This is a genomic window from Arthrobacter sp. AG1021 (assembly GCF_003633665.1).
Classification (GTDB): Bacteria; Actinomycetota; Actinomycetes; order Actinomycetales; family Micrococcaceae; genus Glutamicibacter; species Glutamicibacter soli.
Genome location: NZ_RBLB01000011.1, coordinates 83,654 through 98,329 on the forward strand (window position 1 = coordinate 83,654; position 14,676 = coordinate 98,329).

The 14,676-nt window shown below is 59.9% G+C and carries 12 protein-coding genes; 4 read left to right on the top strand and 8 right to left on the bottom strand.

The features are described from left to right. The first annotated feature begins 2,448 nt into the window (after positions 1-2,448). On the top strand, positions 2,449-2,862 hold the full coding sequence (locus DFO58_RS18310) for a hypothetical protein (RefSeq protein WP_147407304.1): 414 nt from the start codon (positions 2,449-2,451) through the stop codon (positions 2,860-2,862). Positions 2,863-2,995: 133 nt separating this feature from the next. Here DFO58_RS18310 and trxA read toward each other — a convergent pair whose 3' ends face one another. The 5 genes from trxA to DFO58_RS15690 form a co-directional block, all read right to left on the bottom strand. Then, entirely contained in the window at positions 2,996-3,319 is a 324-nt protein-coding gene (gene trxA / locus DFO58_RS15670; protein WP_047120561.1) for a thioredoxin, read from the bottom strand. A 24-nt stretch (positions 3,320-3,343) separates the two neighbouring features. After that, positions 3,344-4,312, bottom strand: a complete 969-nt coding sequence (trxB, locus tag DFO58_RS15675; RefSeq protein WP_053799278.1) for a thioredoxin-disulfide reductase — start codon at positions 4,310-4,312, stop codon at positions 3,344-3,346. Positions 4,313-4,412: 100 nt separating this feature from the next. Further along, a complete protein-coding gene (locus DFO58_RS15680; RefSeq protein ID WP_147407305.1) occupies positions 4,413-6,077 on the bottom strand; it encodes a hypothetical protein in 1,665 nt (554 codons plus the stop codon). A 129-nt stretch (positions 6,078-6,206) separates the two neighbouring features. Next, entirely contained in the window at positions 6,207-7,964 is a 1,758-nt protein-coding gene (gene murJ, locus DFO58_RS15685) for a murein biosynthesis integral membrane protein MurJ (RefSeq protein WP_286163631.1), read from the bottom strand. Then, entirely contained in the window at positions 7,948-8,487 is a 540-nt protein-coding gene (locus DFO58_RS15690) for an NUDIX hydrolase (protein ID WP_047120557.1), read from the bottom strand. The genes murJ and DFO58_RS15690 overlap by 17 nt, the downstream gene beginning before the upstream one ends. A gap of 124 nt (positions 8,488-8,611) precedes the next feature. Between DFO58_RS15690 and DFO58_RS15695 the strand changes: the two genes are divergently transcribed. From DFO58_RS15695 to DFO58_RS18315, 3 genes are all read left to right on the top strand, one after another. After that, positions 8,612-10,060 (top strand): CCA tRNA nucleotidyltransferase, encoded by a 1,449-nt coding sequence (locus DFO58_RS15695; protein ID WP_047120556.1) that lies wholly within the window; start codon positions 8,612-8,614, stop codon positions 10,058-10,060. 585 nt (positions 10,061-10,645) lie between these two features. Further along, complete coding sequence (locus DFO58_RS18820; RefSeq protein WP_272926284.1) at positions 10,646-10,768, top strand: hypothetical protein; 123 nt, start codon at positions 10,646-10,648, stop codon at positions 10,766-10,768. Between the two features lie 52 nt (positions 10,769-10,820). Further along, positions 10,821-11,006 (top strand): hypothetical protein, encoded by a 186-nt coding sequence (locus DFO58_RS18315; RefSeq protein ID WP_147407306.1) that lies wholly within the window; start codon positions 10,821-10,823, stop codon positions 11,004-11,006. Between the two features lie 11 nt (positions 11,007-11,017). Here the strand turns inward: DFO58_RS18315 and DFO58_RS15700 are convergent, their stop codons facing one another. The 3 genes from DFO58_RS15700 to DFO58_RS15710 form a co-directional block, all read right to left on the bottom strand. Continuing rightward, positions 11,018-12,103 (bottom strand): inositol-3-phosphate synthase, encoded by a 1,086-nt coding sequence (locus DFO58_RS15700; protein WP_053799275.1) that lies wholly within the window; start codon positions 12,101-12,103, stop codon positions 11,018-11,020. A gap of 295 nt (positions 12,104-12,398) precedes the next feature. Then, complete coding sequence (locus tag DFO58_RS15705; protein ID WP_120991622.1) at positions 12,399-13,637, bottom strand: DUF6716 putative glycosyltransferase; 1,239 nt, start codon at positions 13,635-13,637, stop codon at positions 12,399-12,401. 1 nt (position 13,638) lies between these two features. Then, on the bottom strand, positions 13,639-14,655 hold the full coding sequence (locus tag DFO58_RS15710) for a hypothetical protein (RefSeq protein ID WP_120991784.1): 1,017 nt from the start codon (positions 14,653-14,655) through the stop codon (positions 13,639-13,641). Positions 14,656-14,676 lie beyond the last annotated feature (21 nt).

Here is a 14,676-nt window from a genome sequence, read left to right on the forward strand (position 1 = left end):
TGCAGTGCATGATTGCCGCTAAGGTGATTCCGGGTGGAGACCTATCTATTGCCTGGATCGTCGAGCGGGCATCGCCTGCTGAATTCGCCCGACTCGATAATTATCGTGCCCATGCTTCTTCGAGGAAAAGGCTATGAAGACTGCAACGTGGTGCCGCTCGCGTTGCTTGTACGGGTTCGTTCTTGAGTTTGGCAGTTTCTAGTACGAAAGTGATGCCACCGAATCTTGATGATGGGTCGGGGAACGACTTCAGATATGAGCTTCGGTGGCCAGGCGGGTGCTGATTTGAGATGGGCTATGAACAGATGGAACGAAGCCAGAACGGTCTAGATCGGATCTACTTGCCATGCATATTTGAACCCCAACGTATCCCGTTCGTGCTCAATAGTTTTGCCCTCAATGTTCCTTGTCGCACGCACAGGCTCGTGAAGAACGATCTGTGACGCCTGAGTGCTTCAGCAGCTGTTCCACTGGCAATGGAGTCCGAAATGCCGGCAGAAAGGCACACAGGCAAGCTGAGGCAGCTGCTGCGGAAGTCGACCTACGTGGAGCTCTGCCTTGTTATTCCTGCGGGTAATTTCCGGATTCCATTCGATTCGGCATCATTTTTTGGTTCGGTCAAAGATAGGGGAATTCTGCTTCAAGGAGTAGACGGTACCTATGGTCTATGCGGCTGGCTTCGGCTGTGTACGGTAGGTCAAGTCCGTGGGACGAATGCTTCCACACTGAACGGTCTTGCTCACCGGAGGTCATAAAATTGGATCTTTCCGAGCGGCCACCAATGACTGTAAGCTGGTTGCCTTCTGCTATGCAAGGGATCTGCAAGCCACCATGCGGCTGGCTCCGCGACGTCTTCGCAGCTGCGGTGGTATTGGCGACTGCACCCGACGGGAACGCCTGAGGAGGGACCCAGCAGCTTGCCGGCGGCTGCGTAGCCTTCAGGGGCCGATGGACTGCCCCTGAAACGATGTCTTTGAATGTCGGTAGCGGGACGGAGCTGGGGCTCGTGATTTTGCCTGCGCAGTACGTGAAGCTTGTGGGGCGTCCCCGGCGCGGTTTGCACATGCAGTCCGTCTCGACATCCTTCTTTAAGGGATCGGGGGAGCGGTTGACCTTCGCCGGGCCACTCCTAATCCCCGTGGCATTCACTCGCGCTGCTCGGCATTGGCCACTGTTTCGAACGCAGGCTCTCTGTCGTTGTTGGGAGCAGAGCATATTTCACGTGAAACAACGCGGCGAAGTGCCAGTGCAGGCTAGCCCTCGGCGCGAAGTTTCACGTGGAACATCACCAGTGCTGTAGCACCGGTCAGTTTCGACTCATGTTTCACGTGAAACAGATCCACGGAAGCAGCTTCGTCGAGTGTAGGCCTCATGCACCAATAGGGTATCGTGCGCGATCATGTTTCACGTGAAACAGTACATGGGGAATGGCCTGTCGGTGGGAACGAAAAGGGGTCCGGTCAACACGCACAGATGCATTCGACCCGCTCCTGCGAACACTTGAAATATGTGAATGATGCGAAGTGCGAGCGTCAATCAGGGGAGTGGGCAGTATCCGAAGAAACGCGTATCTGCAGCCCAGTCTACGAGTCGCAGAACGCAGGACAACCTTGAACTACCTCCTGGCGGCGTAAAGCCACACGCCTGGGCTGCAGAGAGGAATGGGTGGTATTCGCAAGCATGAATGCTATGCCAATGGCTAGAAACGCCTTTCAGCAGTGAGCCCTGAATTAGTACAGCGAACGAATCCACCTACTCCAACTGCACCACTGTCGCTGCGAGTATGCCAGCGTGCTGAAGAGGAACTCAACGACGATTTCGATATTTCGCAGTGACGACTATGTTCGAGCAGCAGGTAGGAACTTGCGTCCGGTTGAATAGATTGATTGATGAAAGGTGCCGGCAAGGTGGCTATGCGGGTGCCGTTGAGTCTGGAATTGCAACGGTGTTGGCGACAGGTGCCGGAACCCCCATGGGGCGCTGGCCAGGGATGCAAGTGCGTTCGCGTTTATTGAGGAGAACAGCGAAGGACTAGCAAGTTTTCACTTCGGGGCGGCCGTGAACTCTTGGGCGGCAATTGTCTTTACCAAAAATGCTGTGTGCTGATGAAGCCTGCATTCTGCACGCGTCGCCGGGCCAGAACAAATCTTTACCACCGCTCGACGGGCGCATCGGGCAATCTTCGGTCCGACGAGCTGCGGGGTGCCAAGTATGTGAACTCGGCGTTGAGTCATCAGGTACCGACGCAATTACGCTGAGGATTCCAGGCTTGGCCGCGCCATGAATGACTAAGCTTCGGTAGCGCATGCTCAAAGTTAACAAGGTCCGGGTCCAGAACGATTTCGTCTTGCCGACTGAAGAGTTCCCGCTTTCTTTCAATTGTGTTCCAGCGATATGGGGTGGTGCAGGTTGGCTGTCGAGGCCGGCGCAACGGCTTAGTGTGGTTGGATGAAGTCGTTAGCTGGTGTACGGGCCGGCCTTGGAGCCTCGGATCATTGCCGCCGGGAATGGCGGCAGGAAGGCATTGATACGGATCGTTCACGTCGCTGGACGGGGCATCGTCTCGACGTGATGGGAATTGATAGCTCGCGGCCTCCAGTACTATCCGATCCAGCGCAATCGGCATCCTGCCGGTTCGCGACCAGAACATTGCGATTCTCGTGGATTCGGTTACCTGAGTATCGCAGCCGACGACCAGAACGTCCTGCGCAACTGGCGGATGAAGTTCTGGCCGCCTTTGGTGAAAGCCTGCCCCAACCGCTTACGGTTATGAACAGTTGGCAGGACACCAACGCGAGCTCCACGAACATTTTGGTGTCGCTGAATCAAAAACAATCGCATGAATATGTTTATCTGGAATGATGCGCAGAACGCGTCCAGGATCGAACACCATGCCGACTCTAACAAGAGGTAGGGGCAGTTGCGAACCCTTTGAACAAAAAAGTGGTGCGGCGGGAACAAATCCCGCCGCACCACTCAAGATGCCGAGTACTGGCTACAGGTAGGCTGCAAATTCCTTCTCGATGACAGCCTTAGGCTTGGCACCCAAGGAGGACGCTACGTGCTCGCCGTTCTGGAACACGAACATGGCCGGAATGGAGGTAATCCCGTACTTGGCGGAAAGTGCCTGGTTCTCGTCGATGTTCAGCTTAACGACGGTGACCTTTTCAGCGTGCTCTTCAGCGATCTGGTCCAGGATCGGGCCGAGCTGGCGGCATGGACCGCACCATTCTGCCCAGAAGTCCACGATGACCGGCTTGTCGGATTCCAGAACCTCTGCCTGGAACGTTGCTTCGGTAACTGCTTTAGCGTTGCTCATGAGATGCAACCCCTTTCTGAGGAATTAGTTTGCGGCTTCTGCCGGGGTCTTGACGTTGGCCAGGAAGTGCTCGACATCCTGCGCTGCTGCGCAGCCGGAGCCGGCAGCAGTGATGGCCTGACGGTAGGTGGAGTCGATGACGTCGCCTGCGGCGAACACGCCTGGCAGCGAAGTCTTGGAGCTGCGTCCGTCGACGGCGATGGTGCCCTCTGCAGTTAGCTCAAGCTGGTTCTTGACCAGATCCACGCGAGGGTCGTTACCGATGGCTACGAAGACGCCGGTGACGTCCAAGGTGGACTCTTCTCCGGTGTTACGGTTCTTGACAACCAGCCCGTTGACCTTGTCCTCGCCGTTGATGCCGACAACCTCGGAGTCCCAGACGAACTCGATCTTCTCGTGCGCCAGGGCACGGTCAGCCATGATCTTGGAAGCGCGCAGTTCACTGCGGCGGTGCACGACGATGACCTTGGAAGCGAACTTGGTCAGGAACAGCGCCTCTTCCATGGCTGAGTCGCCACCGCCGATCACGGCGATGGTCTGTTCGCGGAAGAAGAAGCCATCGCAGGTAGCGCACCAGGAAACGCCGTGTCCGGACAGGCGCTTCTCGTCCGCCAGTCCCAGCTCGCGGTAAGCGGATCCGGTGGAAACGATGATGGAACGGGCACGGTACACAGTGCCGTCGGCCAGCGAGAGGGTCTTGATCTCGCCCTCGAGATTCATCTCGGTCACATCGTCGAAGAGGATCTCGGCGCCGAAGCGCTCAGCCTGCTGCTGCATGTTGTCCATCAGGTCCGGGCCCATGATGCCCTGCGGGAAGCCCGGGAAGTTCTCCACGTCCGTGGTGTTCATCAGCTCGCCACCGGCGGTTACGGAACCTGCAATCACCAGGGGATTCAGGTTTGCTCGCGCGGTGTAGATCGCAGCGGTGTAACCGGCAGGGCCGGAACCCACGATGATTACGTCGCGGATTTCATCGTTCTGTACTGAAGTCACGGGGGTAGAACCCTTTCATTCTTATAATGCGAGGTGGATAGCGAGGGCTTACCTCACTATCCACCTCAACGCATTGCTTTGGTAAAAAATTCCGCGCGTGTTACTTGGCGGAGAACTCGCCGATCTGCAGGCCGTACGGACGATCAGGATTGGCTCCCGAGGCCCGCCGAGGCAGATCGGTGACATTCAGGAAGATGTACTGGCCTTCCATGAAGTCCTTGTCCCCATCCTTGACCGGTACGGTGACCGACGGCCCGGAGAAGGAACCCTTGGCCACGGACGTGGCGCTGCCCAGATCATCCGAGCTGCCCACGAGAATTTCGTAGGCGCCACCGGTGGCGTTCAGGCCGTCCAGCGAGATCTCGGAAACAGCCGACTTCTCTTCAAGTTCGAGGATGAAAACCATGTTCGAGGCGAATCCGCCGAAGTTTCCTGTGGTGTACGAGAAGGACTTGTAGCTGCTCGAGGCGTTGCCGTCAGTCATCTTCGACAAGGTATCGTCGGTTGCCGAGTTCAATTCCTGGTTGCCCGGAACCAGTCGTGAGACGTCGGCGATGGCCGGTGCCGGCAGCGATGGAGCCTCGGATTCCTCAGGGGTCTTGGACTCACCCGGGGTGGTTGGAGCTTCGCTGGTGGTCGTGGCGCCGTTGTTTTCGGCCACGTTGTCCTTGTCGCCACCCAGGAAGTTGAAGGCGAAGACCACACCGATGACCAGGACGATCACCAGTACAGCGCCGACCAGCAGGCGGGTGCCGCGTGAGGTGCTCTCCTCGTCGTCCACCTGCTCGACGTCCTGATTCTGCACCGGGGCGTTCTTGGCCGCTGCCGGGAAGGTTGAGGCCTTGGATGCAGCAGCACCGGCTGCGACGCCGGCAGCCGCCGCTGCGGCCTTCTTCTTGGCGTCGTTCGAGGCGGCGGCAGGCTTGGGCTGCTGGGCCTTAGGCTGCTGCTTCTGCTGCTGGGGCCTGGATTCTTCAGGTTTGGTCTTGGAAGCCTGGCCCTTGGACTGTGCCGCGGCGGCCAAGGCAGCTGTCGCGGTGACGTTGGGCTCGTCCTTGTCATCCAGCCGGGTCACCTTCGGCTTGGAAGCCCCGGGCTGCGCCGGAGCCATCGGAGTGGCGGCAGTCGGAGGCACCTGGGCGTTGGGAGCGGTCTGGTCGTCGGCTTCTGCCGGCGCCTCAGCCTGCTGGTAGTCGTCCTGCTGGTAGTCCGAGTCGTCGTAGACGTCCTCGGTAGGCTGCTGGTTCTTCTTGCCGAAGCGGTTCTTGAAACCGGCGAAACCGTTGGACAGCGCGGTGCCGACCTTGCCCTGCTGCTCGGGAGCGTCCTCGTAGCGCAGGTTCTCGTAGTACTCGGCGTCGTCCTCATAAGTCTGGGGGACGGATTGGCGTGATTCGCCGAAGATCTCAGTGCCCAGGGTATCGGTGAAGAACGGTTCCACGTACGGGGCGTCGTCCGTTTCCAGCACCAGGTCCAGCATGTCCGAGGAGCGGGCCACGTTGGCGACCAGATAGGTCTGATTCGAATCGGTGATGCCCAAATCCAGGACCTGGACGTTGGCCGTGCGTTCGCCCATGGCGATTTCACGGGCGCTGGTGGCCAGCTGGGAGGAATTGTGAACCGATGCCACCATGATGCTCACCGCGCGGTTGAGCACCTGATCGATGCCGCTCAGGACCAGATCGCCTTCTGCGGACGACAAGACGGTCTCGGTGACCTGGTAACGGCCGCTGAGAACGGAGCCGACATCGATTGGCTGCGACACGTGCATCTCCAAGGGGTTGGTTTGCGGTTCGATGGCAGTGAGGCACCGCCATCTGCCATGTTACCTGCCGAGGTCCGTGGATTGGTGCCTATTTGGGCAGAATCACCGTGGTTCTTCGCGGTGTCTGCGCTACCGCTTGAGTCCCGGGATTCGGCGCAGCAGGGGGCCCAGGAACCCGTCCAGTTCAGGAACCTTGGTCTTGTAGAGCAAACCGATGAAGACCACGGCCATAACGCCGCCCACGACGACCACCGTGATGATGGCGGTGATCAGCGAGTCGTAGGCGAATCCGAAGTTGAAACCGCCCATGAGCCACAGCGCCAGACAGCCCACCAGGGCTGAAACGGTGGCCATCCAGCCGATGCGCACGTAGGTGTCGATGACCCCGGTGATGCCGTAGTCGCCGTACCGGCGTTTGACCAGGTAGTGCGTGCCGATCGCGCCGAGCACGTTGGTCAGGCCGTAGATGAACGCGATGGCGGAGGCGATGTGCAGCGGGTCGACCACGGCGGCCGCGGTGAACGCGAGCACCAGGCCCAGGGCGGCGGTGGCCGTCTGGATCAGCATCGGGGTGCGGGTGTCCTCGTCGGCGAAGAACACGCGCAGCATGAAGAACTGCAGGGACTTGAACGGTAGGCCCAGCGCGGTCAGCACCAGCAGCTGGCCCAGCGCACCGGCGGCCTGCGCGGCGTATTCGGAGTTGCCGGCGAACAGGCGTCCCAGCGGGCCGGCGAGCACGATGAAAACCAGCGTGCAGAAGACGATGGGAATCGCGGTCGAGCGCATGCCCTGGCTGAGCAGGCCGCCGACGTCCTTGCGGCGGTTCTCGTGGAAGGCGCGGGTGAAGTCATTGAACAGCACGGTGGCGACGGTCAGCGCGAACAGCGAGTGCGGCAGCACGGTGATCAGCTGCGAGGTGTTCAGCGCGTACTCGCCGGCCACGGAGGCAGCCTGTTCGGGAGGCAGCTCGGTACGCGCCGCGGTCGCGGCGGAGACGATCTTTGAGTACAGCAGCGAGGAGACGTTGCCGATGACCATGGCGGCCAAGGTCCAGATGGCCAGCTTGCCCACATGTCGCAGTCCCATGCCGCGCCAAGAGAAATCGAGCTTGAGCTTCAGCCCGGTCTTCTTCAGGGGCCACAGCAGGACAACCGACTGCATCACGATGCCAAACGTCGCTCCGCCGGCCAGCCAGATGGTTTTGCCGGTGGTCCAGGTATCCATCGGGTCGCCGGAGGAGTAGGCGCCGAAGGTGATGATGAATGCGCCGATGACCAGCAGCTGGATGATGTTGTTGACCGCAGGGGCCCACATGAACGCCGCGAACCTGCCGTTGGCGTTGAGCACCTGACCGAGCACCGCGTACAGGCCGTAGAAGAAGACCTGCGGCAGCGACCAGTAGGCGAAGGCCGTGCCCAGCACGATCATCGGCTCGGTCCAGTTGTGGGTCAATGCCACGATCAGGGGCCTGGCGCACAGCGTGAGGATCACGGCCATCGCGCCCATGACAACCATCGTGAGGGTGATGAGCTTGGAGGTGTAGGCGGCGCCCCGGTCCGCGGCCTTGGAGGCCTTGATCAGCTGTGGGATCAGCACCACGTTGAAGATGCCGCCGGCCAGCAGCATGAAGATGATCGTCGGGATGACGTTCGCCTTCTCGAAGATGTCCGCCACCGAGGTCACCGAGCCAATGGCCATGGCCAGCAGCGCCGTGCGCACGAAGCCCAGGATTCGGGACACCAGGGTGCCCGAGGCCATCAGGGCATAGACCTTCGACCTGGAACCGCCGGAGGCGGCCGGGGTCTTGGCTGCCGGTTCGGGAACCATTTCCAAAGCTCCGGTTACCGGGTGGTCGGAGCCCTGAAAGGAATTAGGAACCTGAGACATACTTCGTTAGAACCTCGCGTGCCAGTTCTGCAATCCGGCGCTCATTGGGGAAGGACAGGCGTTTGCCCAGGGCATCGAGCGGCACCCAGGCAACATCCACGGCTTCGTGATCGGGATCGTTCTCGATGGTCAGATGCCCGCCGGTGGCTTCCAGTAGGAAATGGTGCACGGTCTTGTGCACCCGATAATTCGTCACGGTGAACCAGTAGTCAACCGAACCCAGGGGTGCGAGGATCTGCCCGGCGATGCCGGTTTCCTCCTCGATTTCGCGGATGGCCGCTTCCTCGTTGGTTTCTTCGCCTTCCGGGTGGCCCTTGGGCAGGCACCATTCAAGGCGTCCGCCACGGTTGTAGCGCGCGATGATCGCCACCGGAAAATCCGGTTTCTCGAAGTCGATGACGATGCCTCCGGAGGAGACTTCCTCGACGGTTGGCAGACTCGTGTGACCGCCAGTTGCCTGCGCGCGGGCCATTGACGCAGTCAACGGCGTGCGCTTTGGGGCAGACGGGATCGGTCGGTTCATGAATCCACTCTATCTAGAAAGTGCCCTCCTTCGCCTTATCGACGTGGGCAAGTAAGTGATCTCGCTGGCAATGTCACTGATTTTTGAAGCAAACTCGCGGGATTTCTGGCACGCTTAAGGAACTATGCATGCACTCCCCACTCATGACGCGCTGCGTCAAATCCTGCCTTCGGTCATTTTTGAGCTCGCCGACCGATTCGTCCGGGCAGGTCATGAGCTGTCCCTGGTGGGCGGTCCGGTCCGCGACCTGTACCTTGGCAGGGTTTCGCCCGATCTCGACTTCACCACCAGCGCACGGCCCGAGGAAACCTTGAAGATTGTTTCCGGCTGGGCGGACAATACCTGGGATGTGGGTCGGGAGTTCGGCACCATCGCCTTCAAGAAGGGCGAGCACACCCTTGAGGTCACGACCTACCGCGCTGATGCCTATGACAAGGATTCCCGCAAGCCGGTGGTGGCCTTTGGCGACAACCTGCATGATGACCTTTTCCGCCGCGACTTCACCATGAATGCCATGGCGCTGCGCCTGCCGGAGCTGGAGCTGGTTGACCCATTTGACGGCGTCTCGTCGCTGACCGACCAGCAGATCCGCACTCCCGGTTCGCCGGACATCTCCTTCTCTGACGATCCGCTGCGCATGATGCGCGCGGCACGTTTCGCCTCGCAGCTGAAGATCGAAGTGAGCCCGGAAGTACGTCAGGCCATGAGCGAAATGACCGATCGCATCGAGATCATCTCCGCCGAGCGCGTGCGCGATGAGCTGGTCAAGCTGATCAACGGAGCGGATCCCCGCGCGGGCATCGATCTGCTGGTGGATACCGGCCTTGCCGATCGTGTTCTGCCCGAGGTCTCTGCCCTGCGTCTGGAAATCGACGAACACCACCGCCACAAGGATGTGTACCAGCATTCGCTGACGGTGCTCGAGCAGGCCGTGGAACTTGAAACGGATGCGGAAGGCGCTGTGCCCGGTCCGGACTTCATTCTGCGCTTCGCCGCGCTCATGCACGACGTGGGAAAGCCGGCGACCCGGAAGTTCGAGCCTAGCGGCGCAGTATCTTTCCGCCATCATGACATGGTTGGCTCCAAGCTGGTCAAGGCGCGCATGCGCGCCCTGCGTTTCGACAAGGACACCACCAAGGCTGTGGCCCGCCTGGTCGAGCTGCACATGCGATTCTACGGCTACGGAGACGCCGGATGGACCGACTCGGCGGTGCGCCGCTACGTGACGGATGCCGGCAGTCTGCTGGAGCGGCTACACCGGCTGACCCGCTCGGACGTCACGACGCGCAACCGGAGGAAGGCAGAACGGCTCGCCTTCGCCTACGACGACCTCGAGGCGCGTATCGCTGCCATTGCCGAGCAGGAAGAGCTTGATTCGATCCGCCCGGACTTGGGCGGCGAGCAGATCATGGCTATCCTCGGAATTCGCCCGGGCCCGGTAGTAGGCCGAGCCTACAAGTTCATGCTGAACCTGCGTCTTGACGAAGGCGTGCTTGGTGAGGAAATCGCCAGCGAGCGACTGCGCCAATGGTGGGCGCAGCAACCGGAGTCCCAACCGAGCGTTACTGAATAGTAGCGTCTGACTAGTTTGATAACGGAGAGCCTGATTCCCTACGGGAAATCAGGCTCTCCGTGTTCCCAGCTGAAATTTGCTTAAATAAAATATTGAAATAGCTGGCGTAGGTGCATTTGCCCATGTATGCTGAATACTGTGATTGGGAAGTCTCAATGAGAATTCCGAATCGAAAAGTTATCCAAATACAGTCTCGCGTTGAACGCGATTGACTCAGAGCAGATTTTAGGAGGTGGGACACGATGAATATGAATCAGACCTTTGTGACCGATCGCCCGGTGCGATCCGGCAATGGCATTTCTGCGCCCAACGGCCATCGCTTCGTCTCCCCAACCTCCGGAACAGCGGATTCCTAAAATCATCTAGGCATCACGACATAGTTCCTGAGGTTGAAAGTCAGTAATCGACTCCCACCTTAGGAACTTTTTTCATGTCTGCTCCACTTTTCGCCACGGCAGCCCAACGCGCAGTTCGGACCTCGGAACTAATCTTCGCTGGACCGGAAAGCCTGAAGGCTCGTGCAATCTCTACAACCCGTCAAGATCTTCCTTCACCTCTAACCATGCGCGAAGGGAGGGAAAGCAAATGACAAGACGCCAGGACAAGCGCAAGAACAAATACCTTGATAGCGCCGAATTCAGCCGCAACATGCGCCAGCGTGAGTTGAAGAACCACGTGCCGCCAGAAATGTACTTCCGCATTCGATAAGTACTGATAGCGCCATTACCGTTATCAGCACCATCGAACCAAGGAGTACGTTATGAACTCGCCGATCAATTCTCAGAGGCCCGCCGGCCTGCAAGCCGGCGGGCTTCCCGCATTAATGGATAGATGCGGATGGCCGCCGGAATCGGAACGAACAAGGCACCATCTCGGATTTGAATCAAATACTGCGGCAACAACAACAGCCGGTGCTGAAATCAAGGATTTCAGCACCGGCTGTTGAATTGGCGAAGCTTAGCGCTCGACGTCTCCGCGGATGAAGGCTTCGACCTTCTGGCGGGCGCTCTCGTCGTCGTACTGCTCTGGTGGCGACTTCATGAAGTAGCTGGATGCCGACAGGATCGGTCCGCCGATACCGCGGTCCAGCGCGATCTTGGCGGCGCGCACGGCGTCGATGATTACACCAGCGGAGTTCGGGGAATCCCAGACCTCCAGCTTGTATTCGAGATTGACCGGGGCATCGCCGAAGTTGCGGCCCTCGAGGCGCACGAATGCCCACTTGCGGTCGTCAAGCCAAGCAACATAGTCCGACGGGCCGATGTGCACGTCGTCCTCGCCCAGTTCGGCCGAGGTGTTGGAGGTGACGGCCTGGGTCTTGGAGATCTTCTTGGATTCCAGGCGATCGCGCTCGAGCATGTTCTTGAAGTCCATGTTGCCGCCGACGTTGAGCTGGTAGGTGCGGTCGAGCACCACGCCGCGGTCTTCGAACAGCTTGGCCATCACACGGTGCGTGATGGTGGCGCCGATCTGGGACTTGATGTCGTCGCCCACGATCGGAACGCCTGCATCAGTGAACTTCTGGGCCCACTCCGGGGTACCTGCGATGAACACCGGCAGGGCGTTGACGAAGGCAACGCCAGCGTCAATGGCGCACTGTGCGTAGAACTTCGCGGCCTGCTCGGATCCAACCGGCAGGTAGCAGACCAGCACGTCGACCTTGTCGTCCTTCAGGGTCTGGACAACATCGACCGGCTCGGATGCCGATTCTTCGATGGTCTGGCGGTAGTACTTGCCCAGGCCGTCCAGGGTGTGGCCGCGCTTGACGGTCACGCCAGTGGTGGGGACATCGGCAATCTTGATGGTGTTGTTCTCGCTGGCGAGAATTGCCTCGGACAGATCGAGGCCGACCTTCTTGGCGTCGACATCAAAGGCGCTGACGAATTGCACGTCGCCGACGTGGTATTCGCCGAACTGCACATGCATCAAACCGGGAACGGTGGAATCTGCATCGGCATTCCGATAGTACTCGACACCTTGGATGAGTGAAGTGGCGCAGTTGCCTACGCCAACGATGGCAACGCGAATCGGGTTCGCCGACACATGAGCTCCTTATTGAAATGTATAAACCTCCGGGCAACTGGGCGCGCTGAAGACGCGGCACAGAGATATGCCCCTATTGATCTTAAGTCCTCGGGGCCCGGAAACATTCCCGGAATTGCCGGTAAATGCAGTAGTTGGCGCTCGAATGTCCGAATACGGGCGTGATTCGAGCAATGCAATGATTGCCCATGACGTTAAATAACTGGCATTTTGTACTGGTGTGTAAAGCTGTTAGCTGATGACAGTGACCATGTTGTTAGCGATAAATAGCTGTCAGTATCAAAATGAATTTTGCTCATGACGAAGATTTGAGGTCTTGCCGGCCATCGTTGTTCAGGAATCTTCTAATTTTCTGCAGTATGCGCACTACGGGCGTGGGAAGCGCTGTGCGCAGCCGCTGACGCATCGGCTGGTTCCTGATCAACGCAAGAATTTCAGCGTCGGTCACCAGCCGGCCTTGACGGGCCTGATGAGCCAGGATCGCCATCGACTCGTGAAAACTGCCGTCCATCCGGTGGAAATAATTCTCCCTTAACCAGGCCTTGGCGGGAACCGGGAAATTGAGGGCTTCGAGCTCATCCATGGTGCCGAGAATGTTCGATCCGCGGAAAACCTCATTGATCATCTGTTCGTTCACACCGAAATCCGAAAGGATCATTGTTGGCAGTCCTCGATCCAATGACTCGAGCGCGGCAGTCGACGATACTGTCACTAGCGCGCTGCCGGGCGTCAGCGCGTTGGACATTGTGCCGGTTTCGAATCTCAGGTGGGAGTGAGGCCCCAGCCTGCCGGCGACCTGAAGCTCGTCGCAGAGCTGATCATAGGGGAATGCTTCAAGATGCGTCTGCGGTTCTCCTGCGCGGGCCCGCAACTTGACGACCACTTCGAGACCTGGGTTCAGCCGTGCGGCCCGCTCGAGGGCCAGCAGGATTTTTTCGCGATCTTCTCGGGTGTAGGGAACTTTTGCCTGCGGAGCGAAAACGACCCTCCGGATCTCGCCATGGGTCACCGGCGGGAAGCCGGCCGAATGCAGGAATGGCAGCTTGCTGACCATGATGGTCGGATGGTGACCCGGCTGTTCCTCCGTCATGAACGAGAAATCCCGGGCCTCGGCGTGCGAATGGCAGATGAACGCATCCCCGGCGCGGCGGTAGTTCCATCCCTTCGCAGTAGCCGGGTAGGCGACACCGGGGAGCGCGGAGACCAAGGCGGTACGGCGCGCCTGCGCCGGTTCCGAGCGCAGGATCCGCGAATAGGCTTCGGCGACCACCGGCCCGGTGGCCGCGGCGAACACGATGTCCTCGGGGATCGAATCCGCATTCAGCTGATGCAGCGTCATGAATTGCAGGTCTCGCTGGTCCAAGCTCGTTCCGGCGAACGCCGCGGCAATCTGTTCCTCGGTAGGCATCACCGGTGTGCGAACCAGGGCAACCCGACGGTCCCACGCAGGGCCGAGCCGGTCCAGGAAGGTCACTGCCAGCTTCAGGTAGGAATCAGAATCGGCGATGGCGAGAATGGATGGATTCACGAACATTTCAAACCTTCAAAGAGCTGGAAAGGTGTTCGCGCAGCGGCACCGGGGTTGACTCAGTCCACCATGATTCCGGGACTGCTTGGGGATAGAGCTGCCGCGCGTCATTGCCCAGCAGCAGGCGCAGGGACGGGATGACTGTCGAAGGCAGTGCGCGGATTTCCTGGCCGGGACGCAGCACACGCAACCGCATCTCGATCGGAACCGTGTGCTGCTTGGGCACAACGTTCCTGATCTGGCTGATCTTCTCCAGGAATTCTGCGGTTTCGCGGCGGTGCGGAAAATACGCGACCGGACCGTCTGCGGCGATGGACTTGATCCATTGGAGATAGGGCTCCTCATGGATCAGGCCGTCGGCCGCCATGGCGGAGCCTATCAGCAGCGTCGGCTCGGTGAAGCGTTCGGCCACCGGCTGGGTCGAAAGCCATTCGAACTTATGCTGCGCGAATTTGATGCCCAGCTTGGCCATGCGGCGCTGGGCGTCGGGGGAGACCAGCAGCGCGGAGACGATCAGCAACCGGCCCTCACGGGCCAGCTGGCGCAGCCGATGCCACATGGCCAGGCCCATGGCGGTGCGCGCGGCGGAATTCCTGGCACGAGCGCGGACCAGTGGGGCCGGTTCCTCGGCCACCAGCTGGTTGATCAATGCCAACGTGGCCAGGCCGTCGTCGATGATGACAACTTCCTTGGCTTTCACCCCGGCCAGCAGCGCGCGCTGGACCTTGCCCGAGTAGGCGTCCCCGGCGACGAAACGGTCGGTGGAGGACTTCGGCGCCGGCGGCTTCCGCGCAGCCTGCACGAATTCCACACCGGCCGGCGCCTGGGCCAACAGGGCCTGGGTCGTGGCTTCCAACGGCATACCCTGCCGCGGCACGATGCGCACCTCATGGCCCAGCAGCCCGGCCGCGTGGGTCTCCACCGCGGAGAGCAGCTGCAGCGGGGACTCCACCCAAACCGAGGCCGCGCCGAAGCGCGGGCGCGGCACCTCGGAAGTGTCGTGGCGGGACAGATTAATGGACATGGAACGGGAGAATCCTTCGCT

Bases quoted from the DNA above. Each gene is read 5' to 3' on its own strand.
- DFO58_RS18310 (WP_147407304.1), top strand. From the start codon at position 2,449: ATGAAGTCGTTAGCTGGTGTACGGGCCGGCCTTGGAGCCTCGGATCAT.
- trxA (WP_047120561.1), bottom strand. From the start codon at position 3,319: ATGAGCAACGCTAAAGCAGTTACCGAAGCAACGTTCCAGGCAGAGGTT.
- murJ (WP_286163631.1), bottom strand. From the start codon at position 7,964: ATGTCTCAGGTTCCTAATTCCTTTCAGGGCTCCGACCACCCGGTAACC.
- DFO58_RS15690 (WP_047120557.1), bottom strand. From the start codon at position 8,487: ATGAACCGACCGATCCCGTCTGCCCCAAAGCGCACGCCGTTGACTGCG.
- DFO58_RS15695 (WP_047120556.1), top strand. From the start codon at position 8,612: ATGCATGCACTCCCCACTCATGACGCGCTGCGTCAAATCCTGCCTTCG.
- DFO58_RS18820 (WP_272926284.1), top strand. From the start codon at position 10,646: ATGACAAGACGCCAGGACAAGCGCAAGAACAAATACCTTGATAGCGCC.
- DFO58_RS18315 (WP_147407306.1), top strand. From the start codon at position 10,821: ATGAACTCGCCGATCAATTCTCAGAGGCCCGCCGGCCTGCAAGCCGGC.
- DFO58_RS15705 (WP_120991622.1), bottom strand. From the start codon at position 13,637: ATGTTCGTGAATCCATCCATTCTCGCCATCGCCGATTCTGATTCCTAC.
- DFO58_RS15710 (WP_120991784.1), bottom strand. From the start codon at position 14,655: ATGTCCATTAATCTGTCCCGCCACGACACTTCCGAGGTGCCGCGCCCG.